General features: G+C 38.3%; 29 protein-coding genes and 2 riboswitches. Of the genes, 4 read left to right on the top strand and 25 right to left on the bottom strand.

From position 1 onward, the window contains the following. Nucleotides 1–219 precede the first annotated feature (219 nt). A complete protein-coding gene (locus QNH29_RS12500) occupies nucleotides 220–1512 on the top strand; it encodes an ATP-binding protein (RefSeq protein WP_283865081.1) in 1293 nt (430 codons plus the stop codon). A 33-nt stretch (nucleotides 1513–1545) separates the two neighbouring features. On the opposite strand, the gene QNH29_RS12495 is transcribed toward QNH29_RS12500, so the two are convergent. From QNH29_RS12495 to QNH29_RS12480, 4 genes are all read right to left on the bottom strand, one after another. Continuing rightward, entirely contained in the window at nucleotides 1546–1770 is a 225-nt protein-coding gene (locus QNH29_RS12495) for a hypothetical protein (protein WP_283865080.1), read from the bottom strand. A gap of 176 nt (nucleotides 1771–1946) precedes the next feature. Then, a complete protein-coding gene (locus QNH29_RS12490) occupies nucleotides 1947–2213 on the bottom strand; it encodes a phage holin (protein WP_283865079.1) in 267 nt (88 codons plus the stop codon). A 92-nt stretch (nucleotides 2214–2305) separates the two neighbouring features. After that, a complete protein-coding gene (locus QNH29_RS12485; protein ID WP_283865078.1) occupies nucleotides 2306–3661 on the bottom strand; it encodes an ABC transporter permease in 1356 nt (451 codons plus the stop codon). Beyond that, complete coding sequence (locus QNH29_RS12480; RefSeq protein WP_283865077.1) at nucleotides 3658–4347, bottom strand: ABC transporter ATP-binding protein; 690 nt, start codon at nucleotides 4345–4347, stop codon at nucleotides 3658–3660. The genes QNH29_RS12485 and QNH29_RS12480 overlap by 4 nt, the downstream gene beginning before the upstream one ends. Nucleotides 4348–4521: 174 nt before the next feature. On the opposite strand from QNH29_RS12480, the gene QNH29_RS12475 reads away from it, so the two are divergent. Continuing rightward, a complete protein-coding gene (locus tag QNH29_RS12475) occupies nucleotides 4522–6624 on the top strand; it encodes a PBP1A family penicillin-binding protein (RefSeq protein WP_283865076.1) in 2103 nt (700 codons plus the stop codon). Nucleotides 6625–6646: 22 nt separating this feature from the next. Here the strand turns inward: QNH29_RS12475 and QNH29_RS12470 are convergent, their stop codons facing one another. The 19 genes from QNH29_RS12470 to katA all read right to left on the bottom strand — a co-directional run bounded on the left by QNH29_RS12470 (nucleotide 6647) and on the right by katA (nucleotide 24101). Then, nucleotides 6647–7360: an ATP-binding protein gene (locus QNH29_RS12470; RefSeq protein ID WP_283865075.1), complete on the bottom strand. Its 714-nt coding sequence runs from the start codon at nucleotides 7358–7360 to the stop codon at nucleotides 6647–6649. Continuing rightward, on the bottom strand, nucleotides 7357–7851 hold the full coding sequence (locus QNH29_RS12465) for an ECF transporter S component (RefSeq protein WP_283865074.1): 495 nt from the start codon (nucleotides 7849–7851) through the stop codon (nucleotides 7357–7359). The genes QNH29_RS12470 and QNH29_RS12465 overlap by 4 nt, the downstream gene beginning before the upstream one ends. Further along, nucleotides 7841–8425, bottom strand: a complete 585-nt coding sequence (locus QNH29_RS12460) for a cob(I)yrinic acid a,c-diamide adenosyltransferase (RefSeq protein WP_283865073.1) — start codon at nucleotides 8423–8425, stop codon at nucleotides 7841–7843. The genes QNH29_RS12465 and QNH29_RS12460 overlap by 11 nt, the downstream gene beginning before the upstream one ends. Before the next feature lie 6 nt (nucleotides 8426–8431). Beyond that, nucleotides 8432–8869, bottom strand: a complete 438-nt coding sequence (locus QNH29_RS12455) for a bifunctional adenosylcobinamide kinase/adenosylcobinamide-phosphate guanylyltransferase (RefSeq protein ID WP_283865072.1) — start codon at nucleotides 8867–8869, stop codon at nucleotides 8432–8434. Continuing rightward, nucleotides 8821–9432, bottom strand: a complete 612-nt coding sequence (locus tag QNH29_RS12450; RefSeq protein ID WP_283865071.1) for a histidine phosphatase family protein — start codon at nucleotides 9430–9432, stop codon at nucleotides 8821–8823. Before QNH29_RS12450 ends, QNH29_RS12455 begins: the two co-directional genes overlap by 49 nt. Further along, nucleotides 9390–10181 carry an adenosylcobinamide-GDP ribazoletransferase gene (cobS, locus tag QNH29_RS12445; RefSeq protein WP_283865070.1) on the bottom strand — a complete coding sequence of 264 codons (792 nt, stop codon included), beginning with the start codon at nucleotides 10179–10181 and terminating at the stop codon, nucleotides 9390–9392. The genes QNH29_RS12450 and cobS overlap by 43 nt, the downstream gene beginning before the upstream one ends. Next, nucleotides 10178–11683 carry a cobyric acid synthase gene (locus QNH29_RS12440; RefSeq protein WP_283865069.1) on the bottom strand — a complete coding sequence of 502 codons (1506 nt, stop codon included), beginning with the start codon at nucleotides 11681–11683 and terminating at the stop codon, nucleotides 10178–10180. The genes cobS and QNH29_RS12440 overlap by 4 nt, the downstream gene beginning before the upstream one ends. Beyond that, nucleotides 11683–12252 carry a bifunctional adenosylcobinamide kinase/adenosylcobinamide-phosphate guanylyltransferase gene (locus QNH29_RS12435; protein ID WP_283865068.1) on the bottom strand — a complete coding sequence of 190 codons (570 nt, stop codon included), beginning with the start codon at nucleotides 12250–12252 and terminating at the stop codon, nucleotides 11683–11685. The genes QNH29_RS12440 and QNH29_RS12435 overlap by 1 nt, the downstream gene beginning before the upstream one ends. Continuing rightward, nucleotides 12234–13310, bottom strand: coding sequence for a threonine-phosphate decarboxylase CobD (cobD, locus tag QNH29_RS12430; protein WP_283865067.1), 1077 nt, complete (start codon nucleotides 13308–13310; stop codon nucleotides 12234–12236). Before cobD ends, QNH29_RS12435 begins: the two co-directional genes overlap by 19 nt. Continuing rightward, complete coding sequence (gene cbiB / locus QNH29_RS12425; protein ID WP_283865066.1) at nucleotides 13267–14250, bottom strand: adenosylcobinamide-phosphate synthase CbiB; 984 nt, start codon at nucleotides 14248–14250, stop codon at nucleotides 13267–13269. The genes cobD and cbiB overlap by 44 nt, the downstream gene beginning before the upstream one ends. Further along, complete coding sequence (locus QNH29_RS12420) at nucleotides 14247–15713, bottom strand: adenosylcobinamide amidohydrolase (RefSeq protein WP_283865065.1); 1467 nt, start codon at nucleotides 15711–15713, stop codon at nucleotides 14247–14249. The genes cbiB and QNH29_RS12420 overlap by 4 nt, the downstream gene beginning before the upstream one ends. A gap of 4 nt (nucleotides 15714–15717) precedes the next feature. Beyond that, nucleotides 15718–16776, bottom strand: coding sequence for a FecCD family ABC transporter permease (locus QNH29_RS12415; RefSeq protein ID WP_283865064.1), 1059 nt, complete (start codon nucleotides 16774–16776; stop codon nucleotides 15718–15720). Next, nucleotides 16742–17704, bottom strand: a complete 963-nt coding sequence (locus QNH29_RS12410) for an ABC transporter substrate-binding protein (protein WP_283865063.1) — start codon at nucleotides 17702–17704, stop codon at nucleotides 16742–16744. The genes QNH29_RS12415 and QNH29_RS12410 overlap by 35 nt, the downstream gene beginning before the upstream one ends. A gap of 354 nt (nucleotides 17705–18058) precedes the next feature. Next, nucleotides 18059–18248, bottom strand: a riboswitch (cobalamin riboswitch). A 75-nt stretch (nucleotides 18249–18323) separates the two neighbouring features. Continuing rightward, nucleotides 18324–18791 carry a 6,7-dimethyl-8-ribityllumazine synthase gene (ribH, locus tag QNH29_RS12405; protein ID WP_283865062.1) on the bottom strand — a complete coding sequence of 156 codons (468 nt, stop codon included), beginning with the start codon at nucleotides 18789–18791 and terminating at the stop codon, nucleotides 18324–18326. A 30-nt stretch (nucleotides 18792–18821) separates the two neighbouring features. Further along, nucleotides 18822–19949, bottom strand: a complete 1128-nt coding sequence (ribB, locus tag QNH29_RS12400; RefSeq protein ID WP_283865061.1) for a 3,4-dihydroxy-2-butanone-4-phosphate synthase — start codon at nucleotides 19947–19949, stop codon at nucleotides 18822–18824. Between the two features lie 24 nt (nucleotides 19950–19973). After that, the gene (gene ribE, locus QNH29_RS12395) at nucleotides 19974–20633 is read right to left on the bottom strand and encodes a riboflavin synthase (protein WP_283865060.1); all 660 of its coding nucleotides are present in this window, start codon (nucleotides 20631–20633) and stop codon (nucleotides 19974–19976) included. A 178-nt stretch (nucleotides 20634–20811) separates the two neighbouring features. Further along, a riboswitch (FMN riboswitch) is annotated at nucleotides 20812–20956 on the bottom strand. Nucleotides 20957–21015: 59 nt separating this feature from the next. Beyond that, nucleotides 21016–21486, bottom strand: a complete 471-nt coding sequence (locus QNH29_RS12390; RefSeq protein WP_283865059.1) for a GyrI-like domain-containing protein — start codon at nucleotides 21484–21486, stop codon at nucleotides 21016–21018. 108 nt (nucleotides 21487–21594) lie between these two features. Next, entirely contained in the window at nucleotides 21595–22443 is an 849-nt protein-coding gene (locus QNH29_RS12385) for an oxidoreductase (protein WP_283865058.1), read from the bottom strand. A 197-nt stretch (nucleotides 22444–22640) separates the two neighbouring features. Beyond that, the gene (gene katA, locus QNH29_RS12380) at nucleotides 22641–24101 is read right to left on the bottom strand and encodes a catalase KatA (protein ID WP_283865057.1); all 1461 of its coding nucleotides are present in this window, start codon (nucleotides 24099–24101) and stop codon (nucleotides 22641–22643) included. Nucleotides 24102–24331: 230 nt separating this feature from the next. Here katA and QNH29_RS12375 point away from each other — a divergent pair, with 230 nt between their 5' ends. Beyond that, nucleotides 24332–24535, top strand: coding sequence for a hypothetical protein (locus tag QNH29_RS12375; protein WP_283865056.1), 204 nt, complete (start codon nucleotides 24332–24334; stop codon nucleotides 24533–24535). Next, nucleotides 24535–24729, top strand: a complete 195-nt coding sequence (locus QNH29_RS12370) for a YwbE family protein (RefSeq protein ID WP_283865055.1) — start codon at nucleotides 24535–24537, stop codon at nucleotides 24727–24729. The genes QNH29_RS12375 and QNH29_RS12370 overlap by 1 nt, the downstream gene beginning before the upstream one ends. A 182-nt stretch (nucleotides 24730–24911) precedes the next feature. Here QNH29_RS12370 and QNH29_RS12365 read toward each other — a convergent pair whose 3' ends face one another. Together QNH29_RS12365 and QNH29_RS12360 are read right to left on the bottom strand one after the other, a co-directional pair. Next, the gene (locus QNH29_RS12365; protein WP_149869847.1) at nucleotides 24912–25112 is read right to left on the bottom strand and encodes a cold-shock protein; all 201 of its coding nucleotides are present in this window, start codon (nucleotides 25110–25112) and stop codon (nucleotides 24912–24914) included. Nucleotides 25113–25304: 192 nt separating this feature from the next. Next, a complete protein-coding gene (locus QNH29_RS12360; protein ID WP_283865054.1) occupies nucleotides 25305–26054 on the bottom strand; it encodes a Cof-type HAD-IIB family hydrolase in 750 nt (249 codons plus the stop codon). Nucleotides 26055–26123 lie beyond the last annotated feature (69 nt).

Here is a 26123-nt window from a genome sequence, read left to right as displayed (position 1 = left end):
ATTTTATTCTGAACTTTCAGATAAAACAAGTTTTTTTATTAAAAAAGCAGCAAGTTCTCTCCTTTTACTTGCTGCTTTTATGGCATTTTTATTGTAATTATGCTGATTTCCAGTATACTGATATTCCATATTGACTAATTTTTTAGTAGTATAGATAGTGCAATTAATATTTTTTGATATCGTAGGAAAACTTTCCTTCCATGAGAGGATAGGATTAAAATGAACAAAACAAAATTAGTAATTTTTTTCTTAATTACTAGCTTAATTTGGATTTACGGCAGTAACTATATCCTGGTACACTATATCCCTTCGTCCCTTATTAATTACTTTGAACGAGGGAAAGAAATATTCTATATTCTTGTTACCGGTGGAATTTTTTATTTTTTCATCCTTAAAAAAGAAGAACTTAATACCACGAAAGAACAAGAAAAACGTTTATCTACCCTGATTAACTCAATGGTGGATTTTGTAAACTTTAAAGATGGTGAGGGCCGCTGGATCCAAGCCAATGACTTTGGGTTGAAATTATTTCAGCTTGAGAATGTTGATTACTTGGGAAAAAAGGACTCTGAATTAGCAGAATACACTTCTTTCTATTCAGACGCGCTTAAATACTGTGAAGTATCGGATGAAGAAACATGGAAAAATCGAACCGTAACACGTTGTGAAGAGGTTGTACCACTGCCCGATGGATCATCTAAAATATTCGATACGATTAAAGTTCCATTATTTCATGAAGATGGGAGCAGAGAAGGCTTAGTTATTATCGGACGAGATATTACGACACTACGGCAAACAGAAGAGCGTTTGAGCAGAACAGAAAAATTATCAGTAGTCGGCGAATTATCTGCCAGCGTCGCTCATGAAATTAGAAATCCGCTAACCTCATTAAAAGGTTTTGTGCAATTATTGCAAATGGAAGATGATAAACATCAAGATTATTATCAAATTATGCTGGACGAATTAAATCGAATTAATCATATTGTAGGGGAACTCTTACTCTTAGCAAAACCACAGCATTTAAAATATACAAAACAAGCGATACAAAAAATATTAAATGATGTTATCTCATTATTAGCGGTGGAAGCAACCTTATATAATGTTCAGATTGAATCAAATTTTCCCGTTGAGGATATTATCATTGAATGTGAGCCAAATCAGTTGAAACAGTTATTTATTAATTTAATTAAAAATTCAATTGAAGCTTCGCACAGTGATAGTAAAATATCGATTTACCTTACTCTAATTGAAAATAACCGAATAGCCATAACTGTGCAGGATCAAGGCTGTGGAATTTCAAAGGAACTGCTTGAAAAGATCGGTGAACCTTTCTATTCCTCAAAAGAAAAAGGGACAGGTTTAGGATTAACCGTCAGCTATAAAATTGTTCAATCCCACAAAGGGAATATTGTGTTCGAAAGTGAAATGGGTGTCGGAACAACCGTTAATATTACCTTGCCAGTGGAACAAAATTCTACAGCTGAAATCAGCCACTCAAAGGTTACAGTATAAAAAAGTTCCTTTACGGATTGTAAAGGAACTTTTTTATGCGGATTGCTTACTTGAACTTACTTTATGAGTAAGCTTATGGCGAATTCCAATTAGGTATAATTGAATGATAAAGGCCATTCCCAATATGATTCTTTGCCTAGGTCGTGCTTTTCTCTCTTTTGGTCCGTAAACATAACGGTTCCAGAGGTAATAAACCGACTCCTCCATAATGATAAAGAGTATGTAAATACCTGCTGCTACTGCAACCCAGTTCCACATTTCAAGAACTCCTTTCTCACAAATTGATTATATATAAGTCTATTTTTCTCATCTTCATTATACCCCCTACTTCTTCGACAATTCAGAAGTTTCAATCTCCTAATTTTTACAAATTTCTACATAACAAAAACCACTTAGACTTACCATAATGGACAGTCAAGCGGTTTAGCTATAAATTAATTTGGTTCTTTATATGTTTTTGCCCGTTCACTATCACCCATGCCTTTAGTGGTTGGATCCTGTATGACACCCATCATCGATAATATAATAAATATTGCATTAATAAATGTTAAAATGGATTGCTGTATCGCATCGGTTAGTTGAAAATCAGTAATCCCCAATGCGTTTAATCCTTGCAAAAGAATTTGCGCTACTATCATCAGCTGGGCAACAAAGGCCATAACCCAGCTTTTGTTTTTAAAGCGGACCTTCCAATTGATCATTCCCATATCCCCTTTCCATGTTAGAGATGTTCTTTCTACTAACATATGCTTGGATTGAAAATGGTTGTCCGCAATTATCTTAGAATCACGAATTAAACTTCTCTTCTCATTGCTCTGAGTACATCCACTTTTGTTGCTCTTTGGGCAGGTCGAAGTCCAGAAAGAATGGTAACTCCATAACAAATGACAATACATATAATAGGAAGACTCAGTGGAATATCGCTAAAAATAAGGTCAGCTGGTGTTTCTTCCTCAAAAGCCTGTTTAATGATTAATGGAATTACAAAATTAACAGCATAACTAATACCATAGGAAACGATGGTTCCAATGAATGCCCCAATTAATCCAATATAACTGCTTTCTAACAAAAATATTCTCTTAATAATACGAGGAGTTGCTCCTATTGCTTTCATAATTCCGATATCCGGTGCACGCTCTGTTACCGCCATCGTCATCGTATTGTAAATACCAATAGAGGCAATCAGAATCGCTATGGTACCTATTAAGATGAGTCCTGCTTTAGCAATCGCAAACATCAGATTAACTTCCTTTAATTCGTTTACTACCGAATAAGTTGCATAGTCTTTTTCCTTAAGCTGATCCGCAATGCCTTGGACAGCTTCAATGTTTTTCGCATAGACTATTACATCATCAAAAGTATTTCTTGAAGCCTCTAAATCTACTAGATTTACCTGATTAGCTGAATCCAATAGTATTCCTTTTGGTGTTCCGGTAAACTCCTCGATTTCCTTTAACAGTTCCTCCGATATATAGACAATCCTGTCTTCTGCCCATTCCTTCGTTGGTTTTTTAGATATCCCTGTGACTGTTACTGAAAATACTTGTTCTATTTCTTTGCCATCTTCAAATTTACGGACCGTTAAATCAATGGTTTCTCCAATTAGCTTTCCAGCATAGCGGAACTCTTCTTTTAATTGACCTTTTTCGTCAAACATTTCGCTTGTTTGTTCACCTTTAATAGCTAGATTTAGTGGAAAATGATAACCGACGACTACTTCAGCCTTGCCATCTCCAAGTCTGCCCTCTGACAATTCAAAACCAGCTTTTATTTCAGAGGGGAAGTTGGCTACTACCGTTTGAGTGCTCTGCTGATAATTCCCAATGGAATAGCGTCCTTCCTGCAGGAGCATTTTTCTTCTGGTTACGGCTTTCACATCAGAGATATCTTCAAAAGCCTGAACGTCTTTTTCATCTAACTGACGATACCCGCCTTCCTCATTTGCTTCTTGACCGAAGACATCAATTTGTGTCATGATTCGCCGTTCTGTCATTTCTTTGACCACTGATTTTTGTAATCCAAAGCCAACAGAAGCAAGGACAATTAAGAATGCACAGCCCATTGCTGTGGCTAAAATCGTCATAAAAACCCGTGTTCTATTTTTCTTCATATTTTGCCGAACGAATCGGAACTGGTCTCTCAGCTTCATACAAACACCTCCTGATTAATTTTTCCGTCCTTCAATTCAATTGTTCGGTGACCAATAGCAGCAACCTTTTCGTCATGTGTAATGATTAAAAAGGTTATTCCTAAGTCAGTGTTTAACTGCTTAATAAACTTCAATAAATCTTCTTCGGTTTCACTGTCAAGACTTCCCGTTGGTTCATCCGCTAGAATAATAGGCGGATTCACGATTAATGCACGGGCAATACTTACCCTTTGCTGTTGTCCCCCTGATAACTCCCCAGGATAATGGTCCTGGTAATCTAACAAGCCAACCTTTGCCAGCATCTCCTCTGTTTGTTTTTTTCTTGCGGTTTCGCTGACTCCTTTTAAAATTAAAGGAAGCTCGACATTTTGAAAGGCTGTCATACTAGGAATCAGTTGAAAGCTTTGAAAAATAAAGCCAAGGTTTTTAATTCTAAAATCTGCAAATTTCGATTCATTCATTTGTGATACCTTCTCGCCGTTTATCCAGATTTCACCCTCATTTGGATGTATAAAACCACTTAACAAATTTAATAGAGTGGATTTACCAGACCCACTGCGGCCAACAATGGTGACAATCTCCCCTTGCTCAACCTCAAAAGATATATCTTTAAGGACAGGTATAAATGTTTGCTTTCCCTTTTTACCAACCACAAATTCATGGCTTAAATTATTAATTTTAATCATATTTTTCCTCCTGTTTTTCCCTTTTTCAACTAAATAGACGATACCCCACTACCAAACCCCTACAGGTTTATAAAACTTTTTTGGTGGTTCACCTAAAAAAGCTATTATTGGAGTTTTTTTGCTGAAAAAATTATAATGAATTAAGCAAAATCCTTTTGAAGGTAAGGAGACACCATGGAAAAATTACACCCCTATTGGGAAATGATTGTCCGTTTCTGGAAAAAGAAGCACATCACACAGGTTTTATTATTAATCATATTAATTGTCGTTCTCGTAACTATTGTTTATTTCGGCTGGCTTGCAACAAGAGCGAATGTCCAGACATTAAAGGAAGGTCTTAGCCAACCGACCGTTATTTATGATCGTAATGAAAATGTCGCCACAAATGTTGCGACCAATCGGACGGAGGGGGTTAAGATCGAAGAACTCCCGAAATATGTTCCTGGTGCAGTGGTTGCCATTGAAGATGAGCGCTTTTATGAGCATAACGGCTTTGATATAAAGGGCATTACAAGAGCTCTATTCAACAATATATTTGCAGGAGAGATTACTGGCGGCGGCAGTACGCTTACGCAGCAATTAGCGAAAAACGCGTTGCTCTCCCCTGAACAAACCTATAAACGAAAAGCGGAAGAGTTATTTTTAGCGGTGAAGATTGAGAAAGTTTATAAAAAAGATGAAATCTTACAAATGTACTTAAATCAAGTTTATTTTGGAAATGGTGCATGGGGAATCAGTAATGCATCAAAGAGATATTTTAATAAAGAGATTACCGATGTTACTATCAGCGAGGCTGCCCTCCTTGCAGGTTTGTTGCAGTCTCCAAATTACCTTGACCCAACAAAAAACTATGATATAGCTATTAAACGAAGAAATGTTGTTCTTAACAAGATGAATGAGCTTGGGATGATTAATAAGGAACAATACACTGCAGCAAAGAAAGAAAAGATTGAAATTAATAGTGGCCGTGGAAGTGTTGTTGAGCGTAAATACCCTTACTATGTGGACGCGGTCCTAAATGAAGCAATTAATAAATACGGTTTGACACAAGAAGAAATTTTAACCAGAGGTTACCGGATTTATACAGAATTAGATCAAAACCTGCAAACAGGACTCGAAAAGATAAACAATAATAAATCACTTTTTCCGAAGAGTTCTGGTGAATCCATTGTTCAAAGCGGTTCTGTTCTAATGGATCCTTCTTCCGGAGGTGTACTGGCTCTGGTTGGCGGTCGTGGTGAACATGTCTTCAGAGGCTTCAACCGTGCTACCCAATTAAAGGCACAGCCAGGGTCTACGATTAAGCCGCTCGCGGTTTACACACCTGCCCTTGAAGAAGGTTATACTTTTGACTCAGAGCTTGTTGATGAGCCTACTTCTTTTGGAGAATATAAACCAGAAAATTTTTCAAAAACCTATCAAGGGAAGGTTCCGATGTACAAAGCTTTAGAGGAATCATTAAATGTCCCGGCAGTTTGGCTCTTAAATCAGATTGGTCTTGAAAAAGGAATAGACAAGCTCAAAAGTTTTGGATTCCCTATTGAAAAAGAAGATAAAAACCTGGCCATTGCACTAGGAGGAATGAGTAAAGGAGTATCACCGCTCCAACTAGCAAATGCATTCTCGGCATACGCAAATGACGGCAAGCGACATGACAGCCATCTGATCACAAAAATAGTCGGTCCTACCGGTAATATCATTGCGGAACGTAAACCAGAAACCAAAAAGGTAACTTCGAAGGAAAATGCCAATAAGATGACAGCCATGCTTCTGAATGTGGTAGAATCTGGTACTGGTAAAAACGCACATATTCCTGATGTTCAGATTGCTGGAAAAACAGGTTCAACTCAACTTCCCTTTAATGATGTTAACGGCACAAAAGATCAGTGGATGGTTGGTTACACACCTAACTTAGTAGCTGCGATTTGGATTGGATATGACCAAACCGATCGACAGCATTATCTCCCAAGCAGCGGTTCAGGGAATGTGGTACCGATTTTCAAAGAAATCATGAAATCGTCAATCCCTCATTTACAACATGAAACGTTTGATGTCGTTTCAATTAATGACCAACTATCTGGTAAAACTCGTACAAGAGAGGAGATAAAAGAGCAGGCAGAGAAAATCAAAGAGGAATTAAACCAAAATGCCCAAAAGCTCGGTGAAAAGCTTCAAGAACAAGCCCCAGTTTGGAAAAAGGGCTTTGAAGATGCGATGTATTCAATCGGAAAAGGCATTGATACCATTATCCAAAAACTGCAAGGGTTAAAAGAATAGCACGCCACAGCGGCGTGCTATTTCAATTAATAATAAAAGGATGGTAATACCCTGCTGCAATATTCTTTATGGCCTCTTCTTGAAATCGTTCAAAGGCAATAATAAAACAGGTTGCAGGTCCGGATGATTTTAATACGTCAAGATTGGTACGAAGCATTTCTTCCGAAAATTCTATATTTGTAAACATCTGATTTAACTCATATAAAATTCCTTTTGAACCAACAGGCCAAACCATTACTTCTTCAAGATTTGAAACTTCTCTGAACATCGATAAAGGTACAACTTGATCTGCATGGTCGATGACTTCATTTCCCACTAACGGACTCCCGATTACAGCGAACATGAGGTCGTTAGAAAAAATTTTTTCCGATACTTTTAACAATTGCTTTTTACCCATAACAACCAATCCAATTGCGGATTGTTGTAAAACGAAATTACTCTCCGTACTTCCAGTTATCGGTACATCCTCTAGGTTTAATTCTCCCAGACCTTTTTGGATACCAATTACAAGCTCACTCCAAGAGTGAACTCCACAAAAATTATGAAGAACAACTGAAAATGGAACAGCTCCTGCTGCAATACATTCCATTGCGGCTACTCTAAATGAGTAATAGGTAATCGTTTCGTATGAAACCTGTACATGATCTGCTGGTTTCATGCCAATGCCGCCGCTATTATCACTTGCGATAATAAGCGATTCTTCACTATTTAATGGGATAGAAATGATATCCCTCATAATCTCACATCTTTATTAATGATTTCTTGTTTTGACAAAGCTCTTAGTCTTGGGATAGCCACTAAAGCGATCACCGTATTAATCATTGATCCAATTAACAAGGATGGAACTAATGCAACATAAAAAGCTTTATTCATTAAAAAGATAAACGGCAATGGTGCCGCAAATGTATTCAAAAGGATAAAAAGAATGCCAGCAGAAATCTTTTTGTCCTTTTTAAAGAGAACACCAAATATAAAGACGATAACAGCCATTTCGATTGCAATTAAACCATGCATGGGTCCTAATGGAAAACCGGCAATCAAGGCAGATAATAAATGCCCTAATGCCCCGACCAATGCTCCTGCCCCACTTCCTAACAAAGCAGCCGCAAGTAAAGCTGGAAAAACATCAAAAGCGACACTCCCTACATTGGAAGGAATTTTTATCGCCGCGCCAACTGCAGATAGTGCTGAAAACAATGCCAGTAAAGTTAGCATTCTATTTTTCATCTTTGCGTTTCCCACCCCTAAATACATTTGCACTTCGAACATACTCCACATCTTTTACATTGAGTCGAAAATTCACCACTCTTGCTAATGCAAAGAAATAGTCGGAAAGACGATTTAAATATTTTAGTGCTAATTCCGGCGTCTTATCGTCGTTCTTCATTAATGTGACTACCAATCTTTCTGCTCTTCTCGTTACTGTTCTGGCAATATGAATGGAAGCAGCCGGTTTCGTCCCGCCAGGTAAAATAAACCTTTCCAACTCCGGTGCTTCTTGTATATATTCATCGATTTTGGTTTCAAGGTAGTCAATCGATTCCTTTTGAAGTTTTAGCTCACGTTTTTCAGATACATTGGCAAGATCCCCTCCACAATCAAATAATTCATGTTGAACCTTCTCAAGGTCAGCTAAAACATCTTTAAAGATTTCAGGATCCAGCTGTGTCACAACCTGCCCGACAAAGCAATTTACTTCATCAACGGTTCCGTATGCTTCCACTCGAATATCATCTTTGTCGACTCTTCCTCCGATAATACTTGTCTTTCCTTTGTCTCCAGTTCTTGTATAAAGTCTCATAACATCTCATCCCCCGTTTTTTATTGTTTGATTTAATCCATACCAAATAATATCCACTTTATCTGCTTTAGCACCTATGTCTTGATAAACCCAGCCGGTTACATCCCGCCATAATCGATTCTCTTTCTCCATAGGGACAATACCCTTTGTAATATCTGTCCCGATTACAACCAAATTTCGGTTCGTTTCTGCTTCTTCCCAATTTAGCCAATGGCTAAAGGTGCTATTCCAGATGTCACGACAACTATCAGCATCATAGGTTTTTGTTAACTCTTTCAACCAAGCTTCGATACCTTCTAAGACGAGCAAATTACTTTGTATGTGGTCAATGTCAGCGCTTAGAACATGGTTCTGATAGGCTGAAATCCAAGTACCAGTAACCCCGTAATTCTCCTTTACCCAAGCTCTTTTGCCGTTAAAGGCACCTCCCGTAATAAAGTGCACCGGTCTCGCCTCCTTAATGCTTCTTTTTCAAAAACAAGTTCAAATCCTAAATGATGTGGTACAGGCCACGACCAAAATTCTCTAGGTTCAGGTGCAAATTCTGATAATAAATATCTTATGACCCCACCATGCGTAATAATGGCACAACGTTGTACATTTTCAGTGACAATATCCTCAGTAATCTTTTCCCACCCACTTGAAACCCTGCTTGTGAACTCCCCAAATGACTCTCCTTCTGGAGGACTATAAGATTGAGGCGCTGAGAGCCATCGTTGATAAAGCGGAACTCCCTTAAGGTCTTCATACGTTTTTCCTTCCCATTTACCGAAATTCATTTCTCTCAAATGAGATAATAGCTTCAATTCGCTTTTTGGAAAGAGTTTCTTCGCTGTCGTTATGCATCTTGGTAAATCACTAGAAAAATATAGTTGATACCTGTTGATTGTGCTGCTTTTCTTTGACTCAAAACATAGAGGGGAATCATTCCATCCTAAATAGGCTTTTCGTTTATTCTCCTCTGTTAGTCCATGGCGGAATAATGCAATAACCACAGTGTCATCCATAACAATAACTCCGTCCCTTCTACTGCTGCCCCTAAAACATCGCCCGTAATTCCACCAAACCATTTTACGGCTTTTCGGCGGCAAAAAAGCAAAATGACAATGGCCGAAGCAAATATGATGGATATATAGTAGAAGCCGCCATCAAACACTATTACGATAGCAAGGAATCCAATGACATAGACAAGATAGGTCCATAAATCTTTTGGCGAGGCTGCATTTTGAAAAAGCGCTCCAAGTCCTTCTTTCTTTGCAGACTTTACTGTTAATAACAAGAGACCCATAATGCTTTTACTTATTAGTGGGATTGCTGCAATCATCAGATAAGAATTCATATGTACATTTACGGTTATCTCGTATATAAAAAGAAAACGGCTGGTTAATAAAACAATCACCGAAATAACACCAAATGCACCTGTTCTAGGGTCGTTCATTACCTGTAATCTCTTTTGCTGATCTTTATAAGAAAAATAGCCGTCACTGGCATCTATCCAGCCATCCAAATGGATTCCACCTGTTAAAAGAATACTCATCAGCCAAAGGAAGAATGCCACTGTGAGATTGGAAAAAGGCGTATATTCAAGGAATAGATAAAATAACCCAGCATATAGACCACCTTGAAAAAGCCCTAACAGCGGGAATGCTTGAACAGCGCTTTTTAAATGTGGTTTATCCATTGGCAACTCCAGGTGTACAGGAATAGCCGTGAAAAATTGCAAATTGATTAAGAAACCCTTTAGAAGTTTTCTCATTTCGGGCACCACTTGTTGATGATGTCATTTAAGAGTTCATAGTTTAGATGTTCTTTTAGCCGCTCTGCAATTTCATCATACCTTTTATCTTTGTATTCACTTATATTAGTGATTTCTTTACTTGGCAAACCCTTACTTTTCCGGATGAGGTTTAACCAAGTATTTCTCCATACGTCATTATGAAAAAGATGATGAAGATACGTTCCGATAATTTGGCCATTCCGGCCAAAATAACCATCTTCTTTACCATTTTCAAGCGATAATAATGAACATTCTTCCTCGTGTAAAATGGTTTTACCTAAATGGATTTCAAACCCTTCCAACTTACTATCAGGTGATAAACCTGTATTTTCATGATATACTCCAGCAGCTCTTACCGTTTCTTTTTCCTCATAAAAGATGGTTTTTCCTGGTATCCAGCCTAATCCTATTTCTTTACTGTTGAGGATACCAGTGTCTGAACCAGCTTTATCAATAATTTCTTCCCCAAGTATTTGATAGCCGCCACAAATACCCACAACATAGCCGCCGTTCTCAATATGGTTTTGTATCAACAAGTTTAAGTTTCTATCTTTTAAACTCTTCAAATCATTTATCGTACTCTTCGTACCGGGAATAATAACCGCATCTGGAGCACCAAAGTCAGATGCCTGCTTCACCCAGCGGATTGAAACATCTTCTTCATATAAAAATGGTTCCAAATCACTATAATTCGAGATAAAAGGAAGCTGAATGACCGCAATATCAAGATTTCCCTTCTTCCTAGCTGCAAACTGATTGTCTATTGATAATGAATCTTCTCCATCAATCATATGATTCTCAACGTATGGAAGAACACCTAAAACGGGTAAACCGGTTTTCTTTTCCAGCCAGTCAATTCCATCTTTAAATAAACCGATATCTCCCCGGAATTTATTAATGATTATTCCTGCCACTCTTTGTCTCTCATCTGGCTCCAAAAGTTCAAGAGTACCAACTATGCTTGCAAATACTCCGCCTCGATCAATATCTGCTACAAGAACAACTGGAACATCCGCGAGCTCTGCCACCTTCATATTTACAAGCTCACGATCCTTCAAATTGATTTCAACTGGACTTCCAGCACCCTCTATAATCACTAGTTCGTATTCACTCTTTAACTGGTTTAATGACTGCGTTATCACTGCAAGACCTTGTTCATAAAAGGAATCTCGATACCCTTTTCCAGAGAGAGTTTTCAATGACTTACCTAAATAAACAATCTCTGAATCTTGATTCGAGCGGGGCTTTAATAGTATTGGATTCATCCATACAGCTGCATCAATTTTTGCGGCTTCCGCCTGAATTCCTTGTGCTCTCCCGATTTCTTTACCGTCTTTGGTCACATAAGAATTATTAGACATATTTTGAGATTTGAAGGGGACTACTTTCCTACCCTCATTGGCAAACATTCTGCAAAGCGCTGTTACTATGAGACTTTTACCTACATCGGATGATGTTCCTTGGATCATGACTCCTTTCATTACTTAACTCCCTTCATGTTGATGGGTATTCCTGCTTCAACCAAAAAGGCTTGATCAGCGTTTTTTACCAACTGTTGATGGATTTTTCCAAGAATTTGTGCATACGAGAAAACAAGTTCATTCTCTGCAATCGACTCAAAGAAAACTTCATTGCTGACAACAATTAACACTTTTGCTCTCTCTCGTATACTATTTATACCTGTGATGATCGTTTTCATTACATGTGCTAAGAAAAGCTGATCCCATTTTTGATTGGAAGAAAACAGTTCATTATTTAATAGGGTCGTCACACAATCGAGCAGAATAATATCTTCTTTGTAAAAAATATCTGCAATCTGACCAATACTTTGTGACTGTTCAACGGTTCTCCAATGAAACTTTCCTGCCTCTCGGTCACTCTGATGTTTTGCGATTCGTTCTCGCATTTCTGGGTCGGAGGCGACGCCGGTTGCTAAATAGTTTAATCGACTGCCATTTTTTAGTGAAAGTTCTAAAGCAACTTTTTCAGCAAAACTGCTTTTCCCGCTTCTTACCCCGCCCGTAATAAAGATTAATGACGCTGCCGCCATTCCAACAATACCTCCATTAATTGACTATTTTCTTCCTTACTTTTTATAGCAAAGCGCAGCCATTTTCCATCCAAGCCCGGGAAATTATAGGTATGGCGCGGAATAATCCCCTTGTGTAATAGGAATTCAAAAAATGTGGTTTGTTCCTGAAGATTGGGGTCTCGTAACAAATAAAAATTAACTTGTGACGATGTATTCTCAAAATTATTCTTTTTAAAAAATGTAAACAATCTCTTCCGTTCTTCCGAAATATAGAATTTAGTTCTCTTAACATAATCCTCATTATGTAAACACAGTTCACCTGCCAATAAGGCAATGGTATTGATGCTCCAATGAGGCTGGTGTTTGCTAATTTTCATAATTAAGGCTGGGTCTGCAGCCAGATACCCTAGTCGAAGCCCTGGAATACCAAACATTTTTGTCATCGACCGTATAATAATTAAATTTGAGAACTTATTTATACAAGGGAAATAAGATTCATAGTCTAGTAAGAAATCATAGAAAGCTTCATCCAGAATCACATAACAATTTTGTTTTTTACACTCCTGTATGATCGAAATAACAGTGGACACTGGATATTGAATACCGGTAGGATTGTTTGGATTACATAAGAATAAAGCCCCTGCACCCTTCAAGTTTGGAAGTAACTCATCCATCCTTAACTCAAAATTAGGTTCCGTTAATTGATGATACTGTATCTCACATCCGTTAGCACGACATGCCTTTTCATATTCAGAAAAAGACGGCTCTGTCACTACAACCTTTTTTTCTGAAAGAAACCTTGCAACGAGGGTTATAAGTTCCGCTCCTCCATTTCCAATTAGAATAGAATCAACAGAAATTTGTTCTTTTTCAGCAATCTTATTCCTAAGCTTTTCAGCAAATGGATCTGGATATACGGAGATTTCATGATAAAAATCATTCCATTTCTCTTTAAGGGCAGGCGGCGGACCTAGTGGATTAATATTTGCACTAAAATCTTTATATTTGTTTGGAAGTGAAAGTCCCATCGATTTAAAAAGGTGCTGCGGATTTGAACCATGTGAAGGCAAATTCAACAAATATCCCTCCTATCCATAACAATACTAAAAATAAAAAGACTGTTTTATCTAAGATGTTATTGGCCAATAAAATATGGTTTGCCTGGATGGGAACTAATGGCTCCCCCATCTTTGCCCGGTTTGAAACGACTCCTTTGTAATAATTAATGCCGCCAAGCTGAATCCCCAAAATAGCAGCAACTGCCGCTTCCCCCCAGCCGCTGTTTGGGCTCGGGTGCTTCTTGGCATCTCGGAATAATATTTTCCATGCCCTTGAATACTCAATTCTCAAAGGCTTTGTTCCTACTAACATTAAAATTCCTGTTATCCTGCTCGGAATCCAATTCATAACATCATCCCATTTAGCAGACGCCCAGCCGAAATCTTTAAACCTCTCATTCAAATAACCTGCCATTGAATCACAGGTGTTTGTAGCACGATAAACCATTGCCAGCGGCGCTCCCCCTATCAGAGCCCAAAACAATGGCGCAGTAACTCCATCACTTGTATTTTCTGCAACCGTTTCGATTGCTCCCCGTGCGATTTCACTTTCATTCAATGTATCCGTATCTCTGCCAACGATGTAAGATAGTTTCATTCTTGCTTCTGTCAAATTCCCTTCCTCCAATGGGGCATGTACATCAAGAGCAGCTTCTTTTAGACTTTTTTGTGCTATCGTTGCCGCAATAACCATACTTTCAATGGCAATGCCTGCAATAGGATGAATCTGATAAAAGATTTTGATTAACAAAAGTACAAAAAATAATACCGTCAATAAAACAAAAAGGAGCATTGCCACCCCTTTTAATCTTCTATTTTTCCCATGATTTAAACGTTTCTCCATGAATGAAATCAACGTTCCTATCCATCTTACAGGATGCGGCCAATGGGGTGGATCACCTACAAGCCTATCAATAATATACGCAATACTAATTGCAATTAAATGATAGATCATCATACTCTTTTCCTTTTTTGTGATTTTCGAATACCCTCAAGCGTGCATTCATATACGGCTTTACCAATTAATTTACCTAACGGAGTAATGGTACCTGCATACTCCAATAGCTCACCGGACTGTGTAGCGGCAATCAAAATACTATCTGTTGAAGTACCGGTCGCAATGGTGCCTGTCACCGAATCCATTATACTTAAATCATGGAGTGCTTTTGTTTTTGCTTCTGTAGCGGTCATAATACTTTGGATAAAAGCTTCCTCGGTTAATTCACCATTAACGAAGATCCAAGTATTGATGGTGCCAGGCACCTGTTCAAATGTATGCTGCTCACTTTTGGAAGCATCTATGGCGTTTCCAACACCTGCTGTAACGACCACCAATAGTGAGAATCCAGTCCCTTCAAAATACTTACATGTTATATCGTCCAGGAAAACTGCTGTCATCATTCCTACTGTTTCAGAAGGTTCAAAGCCATTTTCTTTTAAAAAAGCGGCCATTTCCCTTCGATGATCGCTGCAATTATAGTCTTTTCCAACATGTCGGTTAACAAACGTATGGTGCCAGCCTGTTCCGGACCCTACAACACCTGAAGACATTGTTCTTAATGGAACCGGTGAGGTTAATTCAATAAATTCATTTGTTACACGTAACATATCTTCATCTATCTGTAATTTCTTCTTCTCCTGCCTCTCTTCAGGTAATAATACCATTTGAGGTGCTGGTACTCTAGGGTGAGGCTGCTTCTGAATCTCAGTATGATAAACCTCTCGTATTCTGTCTTCTCTAAGCACTTCGTTCGGAATATGGTTAATATTAATGCTGCCATTTTCGAGCAGCAGTAATCGATCACAATATAAGCCTGCAAGATTTAAATCATGAAAAATAGATAAGACTGTCAGTCCTGTTTCTGCCGTCCAATTCTTTAATAAATCCAATAATTCTTTTTGATAGGATAAATCTAAATGGTTTGTCGGTTCATCTAATAGGAGGATTTCAGGTTCTTGCGCAAGGGCTTGTGCTAAAAATACCCGTTGTTTTTCCCCGCCGGATAACTCTTGTATCGCTTTATTTTGTAATGAGGTGATACCTGTCTGCTTCATGACCCGTTGTACAATCTTTTCGTCCTTTTCTCCCCAGGTCTGAAACCAGCCGGTTTGATGGGCATAGCGGCCAAGTGAAACCGTTTCTTTTACGGTATAAGAAAACGATTGTGAGGAATGCTGAGACAAAACAGCCACAATTTGAGCAAGCTGTTTGGAATTATACTCCTTCAGCCCTTTGCCTTTAATAAAGATATCACCTTTTACAAATGGCAGGATTCCGCTAATCATTTTTAATAATGTAGTCTTCCCGCTGCCATTAGGTCCTAGGATACCAAATAATTCACCTTTTTGGACTTCAAAAGAAATATCCTTCACTATATAGTCATTTGAATACCCGCCAGCAACATGTTGAAGTTTAAGCATCCCTCTATCCACTTCTTTCCATTCTTCTCTGTAATAGGATTAATGCAAATACCGGAGCACCAATTAGTGCAGTTATGACTCCTATCGGTAACTCTGTTGGAGAAATAATCGTTCTCGAGACTAAATCCGCTAGAATTAAAAATCCGCTTCCGGTAAGGATTGATAATGGAAGCAGGTGTCTATGGTCTGGACCCCATAATAATCTGGAAAGGTGCGGAATTACCAGCCCAACAAAACCAATTGTTCCTGAAACCGCAACCGCAGCGCCAGTTACGATCGATCCCGCCGTTAAGATAATCAGCTTTCTTCTATGAACATTTACCCCTAAATGGTGGGCGCGTTCCTCACCAAAGGACATGGCATTTAATTCTTTCGCATTGAAAATAAGTATAATGGAACCTAGCACAAAAAAAGGTAAAATAATTCGTATGTATTCCCAGCCTCTCATCGAAACACTGCCTAATAACCAGCCAATAATTTGTCGCAGCTCATCTCCAGTTAAGGCAATCATTAGTGAAATAAAGGCTCCGAGAAAAGAACTAAAAATAATTCCCGTAAGGATAATGGTTTCTACTCTCATTGAGCGTTCAATTTTACGAGCGAATGCGAGTACTAAAAAAATCGTAGCCCATGAAAACAAAATGCTGAGTAACGGAAGGGTATAGCTTCCGATTATAGGGATTGATAATTGAAAAAACAACGTGAGTACGGCCCCAACGGATGCACCGGATGATACGCCTAATGTATATGGGTCCGCTAACGGATTCCGTAAAAGTCCTTGAAAGGCTGCACCTGCGATAGCGAGAGACGCTCCTACTAAACCGGCCAAAATGACTCGAGGCAACCGAATATTTAAAACAATACTTGAAAACATCGGGTCAATTTGATCAAGTGAAATCGATCCAAAGAGCTTTGACATCATGATTTCAATAATCGTAAAGATAGGAACCGAAACGGTTCCTATCGAAATTCCTAATAAAGCTGAGACGAGAAGGAAGCTTCCCGCAAGTACATAGGCTACTATTTTATTATTTAAAAACTTCCGGATAAACAGCCTTTGCAAGATCCTCTACTCCTTCAACAATCCTTGGGCCAGAGCGGGTCACTCGATCAGAGTCTACATCGATGACTTGCTTATTCTTAACAGCATTCACATTTTCCCAGCCTTGTCTCTCTAATACCTGCTGTGCGGCATTTTCTGTATAAAAGCCATATGTAGTAATGATAACATCTGGATTTCGATCAATCATCACTTCTTGATCGATTTTAATCCAGCCTTCTTGATCATTTGCAATATTTTCGGCATTAATCAAACTAATCATATCATCCATAAAGGTGTTTTTTCCAGTTGTGTAGACTTCAGGAGCAGGAGATACCTCTACAAACACTTTTTTCTTTTCTTTGATTTCTCCAGCCTTGGCTTTAATTTCGGCTAATTTATCTTGCATACCTTTAATTAATTCTTCTGCTTTCTTATTTTCACCCGTTGCCTTTCCAATCATCGCAATTGAATCATAGATCTGTTCAAAATTTTGGGCGTCATTTACTACTAAAACGGTCAACCCAGCGTCTCTTAACTGTTGCAGTCCATTTGTCCCATTCATTGCGGAAGCGTGTGCTAACACCAGATTTGGCTGTAATGAGATTATTTTTTCGATATTTATTTCCATTCCGCCGATTTTCTCTTTTGTTGCGGCTTCTTCAGGATAATTATCAAAATCGGAAACACCTACAACTTGCTCTCCAAGTCCAAGGGCAAAAGCAATCTCTGTATTACTTGGAATCAATGATACGATTTTTTCTGGCTTTTCCTCAATCGTAACCTTATTATCTACTGCGTCTTTAATGGTTACAGGATAAGCGGTTTCCGCTGCTTTTTGCTCTGTGCTGCTGTTTCCTTCATCTTTTACACTTTCTTTCTGTTCACCACATGCTGTTAATACACCAAAGGCTAACAACAGAATGAATAATAATGATGATAATTTTTTCATTTTTCTTCCCCCTATGACTACCGTCAAAATACATCACAAAAAAAAGCGCCCTATAAATTTAACCAAAAGGTTGTGTTAATTTGACTGTTGATTTGCGCTCCAGGCGCTATGCTTTCCGCGGGCTCGCCCGTGAGCCTCCTCGGTCGTTCCGACCTGCGGGGTCTCACTCAGCTCGTGCATCCCGCAGGAGTCAAGCGCCTTCCGCTCCAATCAACAGGTTCTAAAATCATCAGTGTTCTTCAACACAGCCAAACAAAAAAAACATCTCCACGGAAGGTAGAGATGTTGGTTTGATTAAATGCCATATTTAAATGACTCTAGTCGTCCACACCTCCCTATCCTCGTAGGTTCTTTTTGGGGCACAAGAATTAGGCAGGTTTCCTGGCTTATGGTCATTGCTTCCTGCGTCTTCCCATCTCATTGGACAGTGACATTTTGCAGGTTGCTCCCATTTACAGTGGCGGGACCGCGTTGGATTTTAACCAACTTCCCTTTTAAGCTAAAAACCATTAAGATTTTCAGCACCTATTCTTCAATTATTTTTTTATGATAGACTTATTATATAGTAAATAAAAATGAAAGCTATATTTTTGCGCAAATTTCGTCAAAAATCTTTTTATTATTCGAAACTACGCAATAAATTTGCCATTTCGATAGCACCAGTTGCAACATCCCAGCCTTTATTTCCTGCCTTCGTTCCTGCGCGTTCAATTGCCTGTTCAATAGATTCTGTTGTTAATACGCCGAATATAACAGGAATGCCGCTATCTAAATTAATTCTTGATACACCCTTGGCAACTTCATTACATACATAGTCAAAATGTGGTGTGGATCCGCGAATTACAGTTCCTAACGTAATAACAGCGTCATATTTTTTGCTATTGGCCATTTTTTGAGCCACTAAAGGTATTTCGAATGCACCTGGTACCCAAGCAATTTCAACTTCTTCTTCGCTTACACCATGTCTTTTAAGGGCGTCCTGCGCACCACTTAATAATTTACTTGTAATAAATTCGTTAAAACGACCTACAACAATTCCTATCTTTAAACCAGTTCCTACTAAATTACCTTCATAAATATGTCCCATTTTAATACCTCCAACAATTTTGTTTAGTTTTTATTTTACCTTTTCCTCGTTGATTTCCATTTGCAAAGCTACTGTCTCAACGACTTCAAGATCAAATCCTTTAATTCCTTTTATTTTGCGCGGGTTATTGGTTAACAATTTCATTTTGCTAATCCCTAAATCCTTTAATATCTGAGCCCCAATACCAAACTCACGTAATTCTGCTCCATTTTCATCTGACTCAACAGTATGGTGATCTTCTAGCTGCTCATATGTCCGCAATTTATTGACTAGACTACTGCCCTGACGCATATAAAGGAGGACTCCATTACCTTCTCTTTCAATTTGACTTAATGCGGCATGCAGTTCCGAGCGGCAATCACAGCGGTATGAACCGAAAACATCACCCGTTAAACACTCGGAATGGACACGGACAAGGATAGGATTCTCAGGATTAATCTCACCTTTTATTAACGCTAAATGCTCTTTACCATCAATGACGTTTGAATATCCAGCTGCCTTAAATTCACCAAATTCCGTGGGCAGGTTGATTTCAACTTCACGTTTAACCAGCTTGTCTTTTTTATTGCGATATTCAATCAAATCTTTAATGGTGATCATTTTTACGTCAAGTTCATCGGCAATTTTCCGCAGCTCCGGAACACGTGCCATGGTTCCATCCTCATTCATGATTTCACAAATCACCCCAGCAGGCTGAGATCCGCATAGTTTTGCTAAATCCACTGCTGCTTCGGTGTGTCCTGTTCTTCTCAAGACCCCTCCTTTTTTTGCAATCAAAGGGAAAATATGGCCAGGCCTTTTAAAATCAGAAGGCTTTGCTTCTGGGTCGAGCATACTTAATACCGTTGCGGAACGTTCAAACGCTGATATCCCTGTGGTAGTAAATTTATGGTCAATACTGACAGTAAAGGCTGTGCCATGTTCATCTGTATTAACTGCAACCATTGGTAACAGTTCCAATTTCTGCGCCAATTCCTCCTCAATTGGAATACAGATCAATCCTCTACCATGAGTAGCCATTAAATTAATTACCTCTGGTGTTGCTTTTTCGGCTAAGGAGACAAAGTCACCTTCGTTTTCCCGGTCCTCATCATCACAAACGATGATAACTTTCCCTTTTTGTAAATCGATCAAGGCATCTTCAATTTTATCAAACACGATTATTCTCCCCTTTCTATGTAATTAAGCAAACCCATGTTCTTCTAAAAAGCTCGTACTAATACTGGATGAACTTTTTTTGTTTCCATTATTTTGTCTGCTCGTTAAAAAATGGCCCACATACTTGCCAATCATGTCACATTCTAAATTGACAATGTCGCCTGAACCCTTAAGACCAATGATACTTTCAGTCAAGGTATGAGGGATTAGAGAAAGAGTAAAAGCATCATCTGATACACCAAATACAGTAAGGCTTGTCCCATCAACCGCTATGGAACCTCTTTCGATTACATACTGCAGGATTTCTTGTGAGGCTTCAATTTCATAATAAACGGCATTTTCGATAGGTCTCTTACTTTTTATCATTCCTGTTCCATCGATATGGCCGGAAACAAAGTGACCGCCAAATCTTCCCCCGGCTGCCATTGCACGTTCTAAATTTACTTTTGAGCCGCGCTTCAAAAACTGTAAGCTCGACGCTTTAACGGTTTCTGGCATAACATCTACCGTAAACTGACCAGCGGTAAAAGTAGTAACCGTAAGACATACGCCGTTAACCGCAATACTGTCACCGAGATGAACATCCTCTAGTATTTTTCTTGCTTGGATGGTCAGAACAAATGATTCACCTGTTCGCTGGATATTTGCTACCACTCCTAATTCTTCAATAATACCGGTAAACATAGCTTTTGTTCTCCTTACCTGTTTTTTGCAAGGTTATACAAATTTTTTCTTACCTTACTTACGATCATAAAAGAAGAAAAAGACCCTGAAGTGATGAAACACTTCAGGGTCCTTGGAAAAAGGCATTAAGAAAATAAGGCCTAAAAAAGGGTAGACTGCTCCCTTGGTTAAACCGGATTTTTTCCTTCTCCCATCCAGACTTTAACTGTCGGCTCTGGAGTTTCACCAGATCCACCGCTTAACAAAAGTTAACCGGGTCACGGACTAAGAAGCTATGCTTCATCACCGCCGGTTAGGAATTTCACCTGACCCCGAAGGAATTATTCAACTATATGATAATTACTAGTATACCTAATAATTATAAGAATAGCTAAAAAAATGATTAATAATCGTTTCCATATGTTTTGACAGGCAGATAAAGCTCAAATTGAATAACTCCATCGTTATTCAGATCTTGCTGTTTAAAGACTTCTAAACTTAGGGCATGGTCATCTAAATCATAACCATACTCCTGCATCCAAACTAGCGTCTGCTGATAGGTCTGAGCAATTTCTTCCAGGCTGCCTTTATGCGAAGTACAAACATAATTTTTTCTAGGAATCGTAAACCCTACCATTCCCTCTGGGACATTTTCCAGCTTTTCAACTGGAGTTGTTACATAATAAGTTAATTCTGTTTCTCTGCTATGAAAAGGTGCAATTAAAATGGAAGTATTCGTTTGATTGGGTACCTCATCGATCCGCTCTTTCATCACATCAAATAATTCAGGAATAGTATTCAATTGTGAATAAGTGCCGCTCCATGAAATTCCAACTACCTTCATTTCTTCTTTTTCTAGCACTTGGATATCCAAATTTAGCCCTCCTCTAATGTTGTTCATATATCTATTATTCTCACTGTATCACCGATATTCCTTCCTAAAAACGACAACATCGTGAATACTTTAAGATTCTTGCCGCTTCTATTTATGGAACAGTTTACTTATGATTATTTTTTCCCATATTCTCCATGGCAAGAAATTTTTCAAAAAAATAGTAAGTTTAACTCCACGTCCAATCGGATACCTAATGTCCGGGTTTTCCATGATCGCAATCTCAGCTATTTTCTTTGCGACATCTAAAGGGTCGCCAAAGCTGTTTTCTCCTTCTGTAATATATCTTTCTATTTTCTTCATATAATTTTGATATGTAGAGTGAGACTGCAATGAATCTGCTGCAACCTTCTTTCCTGTTGTCCAGATATTAGTTTTGTATGATCCAGGTTCGAGCAATACCACCTTCACACCAAATGGCTGCATTTCTAAACGGAGACTCTCGCTCCAGCCCTCAATGGCATGCTTTGAGGCGATATAGGGAGACATTCCAGGGAAAGCAACTTTACCGCTTATGCTGCTGATATTTATAATGCATCCATGCTTTTGTTTCCTCATTACAGGTAAAAAGGCCTTCGTAACAGCAAAAACGCCAAAGACATTTGTTTCAAATTGTTTCCGGTATTCATCCATCGAGATCTCTTCTACAAAGCCTGCACCCGCATAACCAGCATTGTTCACTAAAACTTCTATTCTTCCGTACTCATCGAGTACACGTGTTTGAAACGCTAGTATTGATTTTTCATTGGTAACATCTAGTTCAGAAACGATGATCTGGGATTCAACTCCATGCTTCCTTGCCTCCTGCAGAAGGTCACCTTTTTTATTGGTGTTCCTCATGGCAGCAATCACAGTAAAACCCTTTCGTGCTAATTCAATAGAAGCAGATAATCCAAATCCGCTTGATGTACCGGTCACAATAGCTGTTTTGTTTTTCATATCTTTATCTCCCTTCAGCTTCAGCAACCTCCGTGGAGTCTGAAATATGGTTTTAAACAATTTTAAAATGGAACAAGATAGAATTTAGTTTAATATGGAGGGGTTGAAAAAGCTGTCGAAATATAAGATTTTATATTAAATAATCAGAAAAAAACAAAAAGACTGTCACCCTTGATCAGTCTTTTTGCTATTAAAAGTTATTTCACTTCTTGTGGAATGGCTAAACCTAAACCATTCGCTACTCTTTCACCATACTCAGGATCTGCTTGAAAAAAGTGTTGAATTTGACGAAGCTTAATTTCATCTCTCTCAACCGGCTTCATCGCACCTACGATTGTTGCGATTAACCGGGTACGCTCTTCTTCCGTCATTAAGCGGTAAAGGTCCCCAGCTTGTGTGTAATGATCGTTATGGTCATAAGGAACGCTATCGGCTGCACCTGAAACCTGGAAAGCTGTTGTTTTTGCTGCCGGCAGCTCTGTTGGACCGCCAAAGCTGTTTGGTTCATAGTAAACCGAATGGCCGCTATTATTGTCAGAGCGCATTTGACCATCACGTTGATAGTTATTCACTTCTACTTTTGGACGATTAATAGGAAGCAGATTGTGATTTGCCCCTACACGATAGCGATGTGCATCGGAATAGGCGAATATTCGGCCCTGCAGCATTTTATCCGGAGAAGGCTCAATTCCAGGTACCAATGTTCCTGGTGAGAATGTTGCCTGCTCTACTTCTGCAAAGTAGTTTTCTGGATTGCGATTTAATACCATTTGTCCCACTTCAATTAATGGATAATCCTTATGTGACCATACTTTTGTCACATCAAATGGATCAAAACGATAAGTATTAGCGTCTTCTAAAGGCATAATTTGAACATATAACTTCCATTTAGGGAAGTCGCCTTTTTCAATCGCATTAAATAAATCTTCTGTATGATAATCTGGATTTTCACCGGCAAGCTTAGCAGCGACGTCATTGGACATATTTTTAACGCCTTGCTCTGTTTTAAAGTGATATTTCACCCAAACTGCTTCACCTTGTGCATTGACCCATTTGAATGTATGGCTGCCATATCCATTCATATGACGCAGTGTTGCAGGAATACCACGATCACCCATTAAGTATGTTACTTGGTGTAATGATTCTGGAGATAATGACCAGAAATCCCAAATCGCATTTGGATTTTTCAAATGTGTGCGCGGATCTCTTTTTTGTGTATGAATAAAGTCTGGGAATTTAATGGCATCTCTGATAAAGAATATAGGCGTATTGTTTCCTACTAAATCATAATTTCCTTCTTCCGTATAAAACTTAACTGCAAAACCGCGTGGATCACGCACAGTATCAGCTGAGCCTAATTCTCCAGCTACAGTTGAGAATCGAATAAACATCGGTGTAGTTTTGCCAACACCATTAAATAGCTTTGCTTTTGTGTATATCGACATATCATTTGTGACTTTAAAATATCCATGTGCTCCGGCACCCTTCGCATGAACCACCCTTTCAGGTACTCGCTCGCGGTTAAAGTGTGCTAATTTCTCTAGTAAATGCACATCTTGGATTAATGTTGGTCCACGAGAACCGGCAGTCATCGAATTTTGATTATCAGCTACAGGTGCTCCGTAGCTTGTTGTTAAATGTTTTATCTGGTTACTCATTTAATCACCTCATAGAGTATTTAATTACTAACTACCTAAATTATAATCTAAACTTTTTAAAAATCAATACTAAATTATAATAATTATAATATAGTATTAAATATAATCCTATGAGTGTGTTTAATGCCAGTCAATTACAAAGTATTAAATTAAAAGACAAAATTGTTAATTTAAGTGTAAATAGATTATACTGAGGGTATGTAATTACATTTTTTCAGGAGGATTTCCTAATGTCAGAAAACAATCAAACAAACCAAAATGAAGAACCAAAAAAGAAAATGAGTCTGCAGGAAGCGATGAAGCAGCAGTTAGCGAATAAAAAGAACAAAGCGGCAGCAGCGAATAACACCCAGGGTGGTCTTCAAAATAGCCAAAAGATGAAAAGTCAGCAAACGAAAAAAGTAAGTAATACCCGCAGGAAAATGGGAGTTTAATGAACGGGAAAAATAGAAAAGACATCACTGCCGGTACTAAGGTTAAAATTGTTCTTAAAGCAGATCAAAGAACTGGAAAACTTACAAATGGAGTCGTGAAGGATATTTTAACAAACTCGAGTTCCCATCCTCATGGAATAAAGGTAAGGTTAATGGATGGTCAAGTTGGCAGAGTGCAGGAAATTATAAATTAAAGTCCACCAAACGGGTAAAAACTACCCTAGGTATGAATTTTCTTAAATAACCCTATACTATGATTAACCATTTTACTTATCACATATTGAACCTCCACTAGTTGTGGAGGTTTTTTTATCATCTCTTACAGCAAATTAAAAAACAGACTCACAATTGGAGTCTGTTTTATTTAGAAGGTTTATTATGATTTACGAACGTTAACCGCTTGTGGACCACGTTGTCCATTTTCGATTTCAAACGTCACTTCTTGACCTTCATCTAAGGTTTTGTAACCTTCGCCTTGAATAGCTGAGAAATGAACGAAAACATCGTCTCCACCTTCACGCTCAATAAATCCAAAGCCTTTTTCGCCGTTAAACCATTTTACTTTACCATGTTCCATTTTTGTAGCTCCTCCTAGCATGTAACAATTACATGAAATTACAATATAGTCTTGCTCGATTATTATACCCAAGAGAAAATTATTTTAAACAAAATTCCCTTGTATAGAAAGTATTTCCCATTTATATAGAATTTATTTAAAAATCATAAATATTTTTTAAGTATATTGTCTTTTACATCGTTTTTGATTTTCCTATAGTACCCATTTACGAATAGCTGCTGCTACACCATCTTCATTGTTGGAAGCAGTAACCCAGTCTGCTGCTTTTTTTACTGTCTCCTGGGCATTCCCCATCGCAATTCCTAATCCGGCTGCATTAATCATCGCTAAATCATTTAAGCTGTCACCAACTGCCATGACATTTTTCATCTCAATTCCAAGACGCTCACACACAAGTAAAAGTCCTTTAGCCTTATTAATTCCTAATGGGTTTACCTCAATATTGGTTGGGGTTGAGTTACTCAATTCAAAGCCCCCTCTTGCTTCCAATTCTTTTTGAATTTTATCTCTTGTTGGTTCATCCTTTATGTTAAATCCGAATTTCAACCATTCCTCTGCGTGAATATCTTCCGGCATTTCATCAAAATAGTTTCGATTGGTACTGATGGCCCAATATCGGATTTTATGCTTTTGGGTCAACTCCAGCATCCACTGTATGGACTCCGAATTTACAAGGTTTCTTTCCACTAACCCTCTTTGATGGTCATAAATTTCACTGCCATTTACCGTTACTAAATAAGAAGTTAACGCTAGTGAATCAGCATGGTTCTGGCAACTTCTTAGTGAACGCCCAGTGCTGAGTACTACATAAATACCTTTTTCCTGAGCTTCTTTAATCGCTTTTCGATTTTCCTCAGATACCTCATGCTCATCGTTTAGCAGAGTTCCATCCATATCAAGTGCAACCAGTTTAATTTCAACATCACTTTTGAAGTTCTCCATATGTACTTATCCCCTTTCAAACCGTACTTCTTAAGATTAACATCAATTGCAGTGAACTCAAAATGAAAG

Origin of the sequence: Neobacillus sp. DY30 (assembly GCF_030123065.1) — a bacterium.
In the GTDB taxonomy this organism is placed as follows: Bacteria; Bacillota; Bacilli; order Bacillales; family Cytobacillaceae; genus Neobacillus.
This window is presented reverse-complemented; position numbering and strand designations above follow the sequence as displayed.

Bases quoted from the DNA above. Each gene is read 5' to 3' on its own strand.
- QNH29_RS12420 (WP_283865065.1), bottom strand. From the start codon at position 15,713: ATGCTTAAACTTCAACATGTTGCTGGCGGGTATTCAAATGACTATATA.
- QNH29_RS12360 (WP_283865054.1), bottom strand. From the start codon at position 26,054: ATGGAGAACTTCAAAAGTGATGTTGAAATTAAACTGGTTGCACTTGAT.
- QNH29_RS12490 (WP_283865079.1), bottom strand. From the start codon at position 2,213: ATGATCAATTGGAAGGTCCGCTTTAAAAACAAAAGCTGGGTTATGGCC.
- cobS (WP_283865070.1), bottom strand. From the start codon at position 10,181: ATGAGAAAACTTCTAAAGGGTTTCTTAATCAATTTGCAATTTTTCACG.
- QNH29_RS12435 (WP_283865068.1), bottom strand. From the start codon at position 12,252: ATGGCGGCAGCGTCATTAATCTTTATTACGGGCGGGGTAAGAAGCGGG.
- QNH29_RS12495 (WP_283865080.1), bottom strand. From the start codon at position 1,770: ATGTGGAACTGGGTTGCAGTAGCAGCAGGTATTTACATACTCTTTATC.
- QNH29_RS12475 (WP_283865076.1), top strand. From the start codon at position 4,522: ATGGAAAAATTACACCCCTATTGGGAAATGATTGTCCGTTTCTGGAAA.
- QNH29_RS12370 (WP_283865055.1), top strand. From the start codon at position 24,535: ATGAACGGGAAAAATAGAAAAGACATCACTGCCGGTACTAAGGTTAAA.
- cbiB (WP_283865066.1), bottom strand. From the start codon at position 14,250: ATGATGATCTATCATTTAATTGCAATTAGTATTGCGTATATTATTGAT.
- QNH29_RS12500 (WP_283865081.1), top strand. From the start codon at position 220: ATGAACAAAACAAAATTAGTAATTTTTTTCTTAATTACTAGCTTAATT.
- QNH29_RS12385 (WP_283865058.1), bottom strand. From the start codon at position 22,443: ATGAAAAACAAAACAGCTATTGTGACCGGTACATCAAGCGGATTTGGA.
- katA (WP_283865057.1), bottom strand. From the start codon at position 24,101: ATGAGTAACCAGATAAAACATTTAACAACAAGCTACGGAGCACCTGTA.
- QNH29_RS12460 (WP_283865073.1), bottom strand. From the start codon at position 8,425: ATGAGACTTTATACAAGAACTGGAGACAAAGGAAAGACAAGTATTATC.
- ribE (WP_283865060.1), bottom strand. From the start codon at position 20,633: ATGTTTACCGGTATTATTGAAGAATTAGGAGTGGTAGCAAATATCCAG.
- QNH29_RS12480 (WP_283865077.1), bottom strand. From the start codon at position 4,347: ATGATTAAAATTAATAATTTAAGCCATGAATTTGTGGTTGGTAAAAAG.
- QNH29_RS12365 (WP_149869847.1), bottom strand. From the start codon at position 25,112: ATGGAACATGGTAAAGTAAAATGGTTTAACGGCGAAAAAGGCTTTGGA.
- QNH29_RS12375 (WP_283865056.1), top strand. From the start codon at position 24,332: ATGTCAGAAAACAATCAAACAAACCAAAATGAAGAACCAAAAAAGAAA.
- QNH29_RS12465 (WP_283865074.1), bottom strand. From the start codon at position 7,851: ATGAAAAATAGAATGCTAACTTTACTGGCATTGTTTTCAGCACTATCT.
- QNH29_RS12440 (WP_283865069.1), bottom strand. From the start codon at position 11,683: ATGAAAGGAGTCATGATCCAAGGAACATCATCCGATGTAGGTAAAAGT.
- QNH29_RS12450 (WP_283865071.1), bottom strand. From the start codon at position 9,432: ATGGATGACACTGTGGTTATTGCATTATTCCGCCATGGACTAACAGAG.
- QNH29_RS12470 (WP_283865075.1), bottom strand. From the start codon at position 7,360: ATGAGGGATATCATTTCTATCCCATTAAATAGTGAAGAATCGCTTATT.
- QNH29_RS12485 (WP_283865078.1), bottom strand. From the start codon at position 3,661: ATGAAGCTGAGAGACCAGTTCCGATTCGTTCGGCAAAATATGAAGAAA.
- ribH (WP_283865062.1), bottom strand. From the start codon at position 18,791: ATGGGACATATTTATGAAGGTAATTTAGTAGGAACTGGTTTAAAGATA.
- QNH29_RS12410 (WP_283865063.1), bottom strand. From the start codon at position 17,704: ATGAAAAAATTATCATCATTATTATTCATTCTGTTGTTAGCCTTTGGT.